The organism is Kitasatospora sp. NPDC048715 (assembly GCF_043198905.1).
Taxonomy (GTDB): Bacteria; Actinomycetota; Actinomycetes; order Streptomycetales; family Streptomycetaceae; genus Kitasatospora; species Kitasatospora lactacystinica.
This window is the reverse complement of record NZ_JBICVH010000026.1, coordinates 149,933-157,066: the sequence shown is the minus strand read 5'-3', so window position 1 is coordinate 157,066 and position 7,134 is coordinate 149,933. Positions and strand designations below refer to the sequence as shown.

Below are 7,134 nucleotides of genomic sequence, written 5' to 3'. Positions count from 1 at the left end.
GTGGCTTCCGTCGTGATGACCGTCCCTCCGGCGGCGGTTTCAACCGTGACCGTGACGACCGTGGTGGCGACCGCGGCGGCTTCCGTCGTGACGACCGCCCGTCCGGCGGTGGCTTCAACCGTGACCGCGGTGACCGCCCCTCCGGTGGTGGCTTCCGTCGTGATGACCGTCCCTCCGGTGGCGGTTTCAACCGTGACCGCGGCGACCGTCCGACCGGTGGTGGCTACGGCCGTGACCGCGACGACCGCGGCGGCTTCCGTCGTGATGACCGTCCCTCCGGCGGCGGTTTCAACCGTGACCGTGACGACCGTGGTGGCGACCGCGGCGGCTTCCGTCGTGACGACCGTCCGTCCGGCGGTGGCTTCAACCGTGACCGCGGCGACCGCCCGACCGGTGGTGGCTTCCGTCGCGACGACCGCCCGGCTGGCGGTGGCTTCCGCCGTGACGACCGCCCGAGTGGTTTCCGTCGTGACGACCGTGACGACCGTCCGCGTCGTGACGACCGCCCGTCCGGTGGTGGCTACGGCCGTGACCGTGACGACCGTGGTGGCGACCGCGGCGGCTTCCGTCGTGACGACCGTCCCTCCGGCGGTGGCTTCAACCGTGACCGCGGCGACCGCCCGACCGGTGGTGGCTTCCGCCGTGACGACCGCCCCTCCGGCGGTGACCGGGGTGGTTTCCGTCGTGACGACCGTGGTGGCGACCGCGGCGGTTTCCGTCGTGACGACCGCCAGGGCGGCGGCTACGGCCGTGACCGTGACGACCGCGGCGGCGACCGCGGTGGCTACGACGACCGCCGGGGCAACTACGAGCCCGTCAAGCGTCTGCCGATCCCGGAGGACATCACCGGCTTCGAGCTGGACGCGGACGTGCGCCAGGAGCTCAAGAGCCTGCCCAAGACCCTTGCGGACGACGTCGCCCGCAACCTGGTGATGGTGGCCCGCATGCTCGACAGCGAGCCGGAGGAGGCCTACCAGTACTCGCGCGTCGCGCTCCGTCTGGCCTCCCGCGTGGCGGCGGTCCGTGAGGCGGCCGGTTTCGCCTCGTACATGACGCAGCGTTACTCCGAGGCGCTGACCGAGTTCCGCGCCGCCCGTCGGATGACCGGCCGGGTGGACCTGTGGCCGGTGATGGCCGACTGCGAGCGCGGTCTGGGCCGCCCGGAGCGGGCGCTGGCGATGGCCGGTGAGCCCGAGGTGAAGCAGCTGGACAAGGCCGGCCAGGTCGAGATGCGTCTCGTGGCGGCCGGTGCCCGCAGCGACATGGAGCAGTTCGACGCTGCCGTGGTGACGCTGCAGAGCCCGGAGCTGGCTTCCAGCGCCGTGCACGCGTGGACCGCGCGCCTGCGGTACGCCTACGCCGAGGCCCTGATCGCGGCAGGCCGGGCCGACGAGGCCCGTGACTGGTTCGCCAAGGCCGCCGAGGCCGACACCGACGGCACCACCAACGCTTCGGAGCGGCTGGCCGAGATCGACGGCGTGGAGTTCATCGACACGCTCGACCCGGAGCTGGCCGAGGACGAGACCGAGTCGACGGATGCGCCGGCGAAGAAGCGCGGTGGCGGCGACAACGCCGACGACCGCGTGATCTTCGAGGACGAGGAGGACGTCGAGGAGTTCTACGACGAGGACGACCTCGAGATCGACGAGGACTTCGACGGCGTCGTCCCCGAGCGCGTCCAGGAGGTCCAGGACACCAAGGCCGACACCAAGGCCGACACCAAGGCCGAGGCCGAGGCCGAGGACACCAAGGCCGCCGAGGCCGCCGCCGACAAGAGCTGAGCAGCTCCCCAGGCAACGCCGTGAGGCCCTGCCGTTCCCCGGAATCCCGGGGAACGGCAGGGCCTCACGGCGTTCCGGCCCGGTGCCCGGGCCGGCGGGGTCGTCAGCCCAGCGCGAGGTTGCGCAGCACCAGCCCGGTGGCCGGCTTCGGCCCGAAGGAGGTGGACTTGCGCGGCATGGTGACGCCCTGTTCGGCCAGCCGTCTCACCACCGACTCCCGGACCGGGTGCAGCAGGACGGCGGTGCCGCCGGTGCGCGCGGCCTCCTGCTCGGCGGCCACCGCGGTGTGCAGGTAGCCGATGTCGTCCGGGCCGTCGGGGACGTGCCAGGTGTGGTCCAGCAGGGTGGCGTGCAGGACGGTGGCGTCCAGGTGGCGCCACTCCTCGGGCCGGCCCTGCGGCACGGTGGCGTCGAGCAGGGACTCCTCGGGCTCGCCGAGCAGCCAGTAGACGCCGTCGCCGCCGGTGAGGACGAAGCCGTTGCCGCCGTGCCGCTTCTGCTCGGCGAGGGCCTGGAGCGCGGCGGACAGCGGCCCGGGGACCTCCTTGACCTTCCACTGGTCGCCGAGCCGCTCCAGTGCCTCGGCCACCGGCAGCCGGTACAGCACGCGGTGGATGGCGCGAACGCGAAGCGGGTAGCGGGCGGTGTCCACCAGGAGCACCAGGCCGCGGTCCCAGGGGCTGCGCGGCAGGTGGCGGTGCTCGCGCTGGAGGCGCAGGTACATCTCCCAGCGGTGGTGGCCGTCGGCGATCAGCGCCCGGCAGGTGGCGAGGTCGCGGCTGATCCCGGCGATCTCGGCGGGGTCGGTGACCGCCCACAGCCGGTGATGGGTGCCGTCGCTGGTGGCGGTGGAGAGCAGCGGCTCGCGCTCGACCGTCCGTTCGATCACGCCGGAGGCGCCGCCGTTGCCCCGGTAGGTGAGCAGCAGCGGTTCCAGGTTGGCCCGGGTGGTGCGCATCAGGCCGACCCGGTCGGCGACGGGCCGCGGCATCACGTCCTCGTGCGGGAGCACCACGCCGCCCTCGCGGCCGCTCACCGCGAGGGCGCCGATCAGGCCGCGCTGGAGCAGTTCGGGGGAGTCGTCGGTGGCCGGCACCCGTTGCTCGTAGACGTAGAGCGCGGGCTCGGGGTCGGCGGCCAGGACGCCCTCGCGCTGCCAGGCGGCCAGGAGCCGGGCGGCGTGCCGGTAGCGGGTGTCGCGGTCGGGGCGGTCGCCGGCGTCCTCGGGCTCGGGCCTGGGAAGGATCAGCCGGACCACGTTGTGCGGGTCGGCGGTCTCCAGGTCGAGCCGGCGGCCCGGATCCACGACGTCGTACGGCGGGGACATCACCGCGGCCAGGGCGCCGACCCGGTCGGGGACGTAGCGCAGGCCGCGGAAGGGGGACAGGGACAGGCCGGCGGTGGCGACGTGCCCGGGATCACCGGGGCCGCCCTCGGGAGTCTCGACTCCGTCTTCTGCACTGGGTGTGCTCATTCTGGGCATCGTAACCGGGTACGCGTTGTTGAGAGATCGGAATGCCCGTGCCGAGTCGTGGGCCGGGTGTGCGACCGAGGGCGAGGTACGGCATGGACGACGGGCAGGAACGGGTGGACGGCGGCGGCCCGGTCGAGTCGGGCGGACCGGTCGGGCCGGTCGGTGCCACCCGCGGGGATGCTCCGGCCGGCGGCGTGCCGGGCCGTGCACCGGGCGACGAAGCACCGGGCGGTGACGCAGGGGTCGGCGGCGCCGGGGGCGGCGGCACCGGAGTCGGAGGGGTGCCGCGGCAGAGCCGTTCCGGGGAGCCCGCCGGGGACGTGTACGACTGGTTCCGCCGGGGTGCCCAGCTGCTCGCCCAGGGGCATCCGGCGGCCGCCGAGCAGCTGCTCGCCCGGGCGGTGGCGGCCGAGCCGCACTCGCGCAGCATCCGGGAGGCGTTGGCGCGCGCCCAGTTCGACGCGGGCTCGTACGCGGCGGCCCTCGGGAACTTCCGCGCCGTGGCGCTCGCCGACCCGGCGGACGACTACGCTCAGTTCGGGTGGGGCGTCGCGGCGGCCCGGCTGGGCGATTTCGAGACCTCCGCCGAGCACCTGGCGCTGGCCGTGGCGATGCGGCCGGAGAGCGACCACTACCGGCAGGCGCTGCGGCAGACCCGCGCGACCCTGGCGGCCCGGGCCGGGGCGTACGGCCCGCTGCTGCCGGGAGCACCCGGGTACGCGGCGCCCCCGGCGGGTGCCGAGGGCCCGGCCGGAGGGTCGGCGGACGACGCAGGCGCGGGCAACGGTGCCGACAGCGGCGCCTGACCGGTCGGTGCGACGACCGGCCGCACGCCGTGACGGAAGCCGTGGCGGACTCCGTGACGGACGAGTGACGGAAACCGTGGCGGACCAGTGACGGACGCCGTGACAGGCTCCGTCACGCACGAGTGACGGAAGCCGCGCCGCACGAGGACGTGCGGCGCGGACGACGCAGTGAACGACGACGCAGTGAATGAGGTAGCGCAGCCATGACCGAGACGGCCACCCCCGTGCGACGGACCGCCCCCGGCGGCAGCGAGCGGCCGCTGACCGACGCGTACGACACCGCGCTGCTGGACCTGGACGGCGTGGTCTACGCGGGCGCGCACGCGATCGAGCACGCGGTGGACGCGCTGGACGCCGCCCGCACGGCCGGGATGCGGCTCGCCTACGTGACCAACAACGCCTCCCGCCCGCCGCGGGTGGTGGCCGAGCACCTGACCGAGCTGGGCGTCCCGGCCGAGCCGGCCGACGTGATCAACTCGGCCCAGGCCGCCGCCCGGCTGGTCGCCGAGAAGGTGCCGGCCGGCTCGAAGGTGCTGGTCGTGGGTGGGCTCGGACTGGAGGAGGCGCTGGCCGAGCTGGGGCTGGTCGCGGTCCGCTCGTTGGCCGACGGCCCGCTCGCGGTGGTCCAGGGCTTCGACCCCTCGGTGGGGTGGACGGACCTGGCGGAGGCCTCGTACGCCGTGCAGAGCGGTCTGCCGTGGGTGGCGTCCAACCTGGACCTGACGGTGCCGAGGGCCCGTGGCATCGCGCCCGGCAACGGCACCCTGGTGGCGGCGGTGCGGGCGGCGACCGGGGTGGAGCCGGAGGTGGCGGGCAAGCCGCTGCCGCCGATGCACCGGGAGACCGTGCTGCGTACCGGTGCGGAGCGTCCGCTGGTGGTCGGGGACCGGCTGGACACCGACATCGAGGGCGCGTTCAACGGCGGGGTGGACAGCCTGCTGGTGTTCACCGGGGTGACCACGCCGGAGCTGCTGCTGGCGGCCCCGGTCGAGCACCGGCCGACCTACCTGGCCGCAGACCTGCGCGGACTGCTCGTCCCCCACCCCGCGGTGGCGGCCGTGGACGGCGGCTTCGGGTGCGGCGGCTGGGTCGCGGGCGTCGAGGCCGGTGTGCTGCGGCTGTCCGGGGCGGGGGACCGCTGGGACGGCCTGCGGGCGCTGTGCGCGGCGGCGTGGACGGTGCTGGACGCGGGCGGCGCGCCGGTGGACGGCCGCAAGGCGCTGGCCGATCTGGGGTTCTGAGAACAGGTCGGCGGTCGACCCGGGGCCGCCCTCGGCAGCGCCGGGTCCGACGGCCGGGTCCGAGGGCCGAATCCGGGCCGAATCCGGGCCGAATCCGGGACGGGCCCGGCGGCCGAACCCGGGACCGGTTCGGCGGCCCGGCTCAGAGCAGGGTGCGCAGTCGCAGCAGGTCGCGGAAGCCCGCCTCCAGCCTGACCCGGCCGCTCGCCCAGGCGGAGGCGAAGCCGAGCCGCCCGCCGACCAGTGCGACCAGGTCGTCGCTGGTCATGGTGAGCCGGATCTCCGCCTTCCCGGCCGGGGCGCCGGGGGAGACCACCACGTCCTGGATCCGGCCGTCGCGCAGTCGCCCGGTGAAGGTCAGGTCGAGGTCGGTGATCCGGCAGCTGAGCGAACGGTCGAGGGCCGCGGCCTTGCGGACGTCGCCGGTGGACTTCGCCATGTTCCGGCTGAGCTGCTCCAGTGCCTCCCGGCACTCCTCGGCGTTCGCCACGGGCGGCTCCCTCCCCCGGTCGCTACGGTGCTGACTGCGGGCCACGGTACCTCAGGCGGGTTTTGGCGGTAGCGTCGTCCGTGGGGTGCCCGGACGTCGTCCGTGGGGTGCCCGGAACGGCCCGGGTAGTGAGGGCGACGGAGCGACGCACGTACGCGATTGGGAGGCACCCGGATGCTGCCGAGGACGGTTCGGGGAGTGGTGGAGACCGCCGCCGGAGTGGTCGAGGAGGTCGGCAAGCTGGTCGTCGGGACGGCGACCTCGATCCTGGAGAAGGCCGGGGTGGACGTCGCCGGGGTCGAGCGCCGGCTGGGCGGCCAGTTCCCGCCGTCGGTGGAGACCTTGCAGACCCTGGCCGGGGAGGCGGTCACCGCCGGGCGCGCCGGGGTGGACCTGGCGGTCGGTGTGGCGCGCAACGAGGCGGAGAAGGTCTTCGAGAAGGTCGGCGACCAGGTGACCAAGGTCGGCGTGGTGCTGGCGTACCTGGAGACCAAGCTGCGCGAGGTCGAGGAGGAGGCCCCGGCGGCCGGGTCCGGGCCGGGGTCGTACGAGGCCGAGGAGCCGGTGCCGGCGCCGCGGGCCGGTGACCTGTTCGGGCGCGGCTGGGAGTTCGAGGAGGAGCGCTCGGCGGTCCCGGCGACGGGGGAGCCGATAGTCGCCGAGCGGGTGGAGGTGGACGAGCCGGTCGAGGTCGATCCACCGGTTCCGCCCGTGTCCCGGGCCGCCCCGGTCCCGCCGGAGGCGCCCGCGGCCGGGGTGAGTTCCGCCGGGGAGGGCCTGGCGAAGAAGGGCCCGGCGAAGAAGGGCCCGGCCGAGGAGAGCCCGGCCAGGGAGAGCGCCGCCGGGGAGAGTCCGGCGAAGAAGAGCGCCGCCAAGAAGAGCACGCCGAGGAAGAGCGCGGCCGAGAAGCCGGCGACGAAGGGGACGGCCGGGAAGGGGACGGCCGGGAAGGCCACCGCGAAGAAGAGGACGACGACCGTCAAGAAGACCGCCACCGCCAAGCAGACCGAGGCCCGGTCCGAGGCCGCCACCCGGTCCGGGACGCCCGCGAAGCGTGCCGCGACCAGGAAGACCACCGTCCGCAAGGCCACCAGCACGAAGAAGCCCGATGCCCGGGACGAGTGAACCGCCCGAGTCCGTCCGGGACGCCGGGGCGTCGGACATGATCGCCCCCGTGGAGCCGCTGGGCGTCGAGCCGGTCCTCACCGGCCACCCCGGAGTGGACGCCGGCCTGGCCCGGCTGGAGGCTCTGGACGGGGTCCCGGCCGAGGCACACGTCGCGGTGTACGAAGATGTTCACCAGCGGCTGGTCGACACACTGGCCGCGCTCGATCAGGAATGA

At 74.7% G+C, this 7,134-nt stretch carries 7 protein-coding genes and 1 pseudogene; 6 read left to right on the top strand and 2 right to left on the bottom strand.

Annotated elements, in window-relative coordinates; genetic code table 11:
- Both ACGFSC_RS38615 and ACGFSC_RS38610 read left to right on the top strand, forming a co-directional pair.
- Positions 1-785: pseudogene (locus ACGFSC_RS38615) on the top strand (hypothetical protein); the annotation flags it as partial.
- Between the two features lie 39 nt (positions 786-824).
- Positions 825-1,781, top strand: a complete 957-nt coding sequence (locus ACGFSC_RS38610) for a hypothetical protein (RefSeq protein WP_392864910.1) — start codon at positions 825-827, stop codon at positions 1,779-1,781.
- A 103-nt stretch (positions 1,782-1,884) separates the two neighbouring features.
- Here the strand turns inward: ACGFSC_RS38610 and ACGFSC_RS38605 are convergent, their stop codons facing one another.
- Complete coding sequence (locus ACGFSC_RS38605; protein WP_359899175.1) at positions 1,885-3,255, bottom strand: DUF1015 domain-containing protein; 1,371 nt, start codon at positions 3,253-3,255, stop codon at positions 1,885-1,887.
- A 92-nt stretch (positions 3,256-3,347) separates the two neighbouring features.
- Between ACGFSC_RS38605 and ACGFSC_RS38600 the strand changes: the two genes are divergently transcribed.
- Together ACGFSC_RS38600 and ACGFSC_RS38595 are read left to right on the top strand one after the other, a co-directional pair.
- Positions 3,348-4,061 carry a tetratricopeptide repeat protein gene (locus ACGFSC_RS38600; RefSeq protein WP_359899177.1) on the top strand — a complete coding sequence of 238 codons (714 nt, stop codon included), beginning with the start codon at positions 3,348-3,350 and terminating at the stop codon, positions 4,059-4,061.
- A 203-nt stretch (positions 4,062-4,264) separates the two neighbouring features.
- Entirely contained in the window at positions 4,265-5,302 is a 1,038-nt protein-coding gene (locus ACGFSC_RS38595; protein WP_359899179.1) for an HAD-IIA family hydrolase, read from the top strand.
- A gap of 142 nt (positions 5,303-5,444) precedes the next feature.
- Here the strand turns inward: ACGFSC_RS38595 and ACGFSC_RS38590 are convergent, their stop codons facing one another.
- Positions 5,445-5,792, bottom strand: a complete 348-nt coding sequence (locus ACGFSC_RS38590; RefSeq protein ID WP_359899181.1) for an SCP2 sterol-binding domain-containing protein — start codon at positions 5,790-5,792, stop codon at positions 5,445-5,447.
- Positions 5,793-5,990: 198 nt separating this feature from the next.
- Between ACGFSC_RS38590 and ACGFSC_RS38585 the strand changes: the two genes are divergently transcribed.
- Both ACGFSC_RS38585 and ACGFSC_RS38580 read left to right on the top strand, forming a co-directional pair.
- A complete protein-coding gene (locus tag ACGFSC_RS38585) occupies positions 5,991-6,917 on the top strand; it encodes a hypothetical protein (protein WP_359899183.1) in 927 nt (308 codons plus the stop codon).
- Positions 6,901-7,134 (top strand): hypothetical protein, encoded by a 234-nt coding sequence (locus tag ACGFSC_RS38580; RefSeq protein WP_359899185.1) that lies wholly within the window; start codon positions 6,901-6,903, stop codon positions 7,132-7,134. Before ACGFSC_RS38585 ends, ACGFSC_RS38580 begins: the two co-directional genes overlap by 17 nt.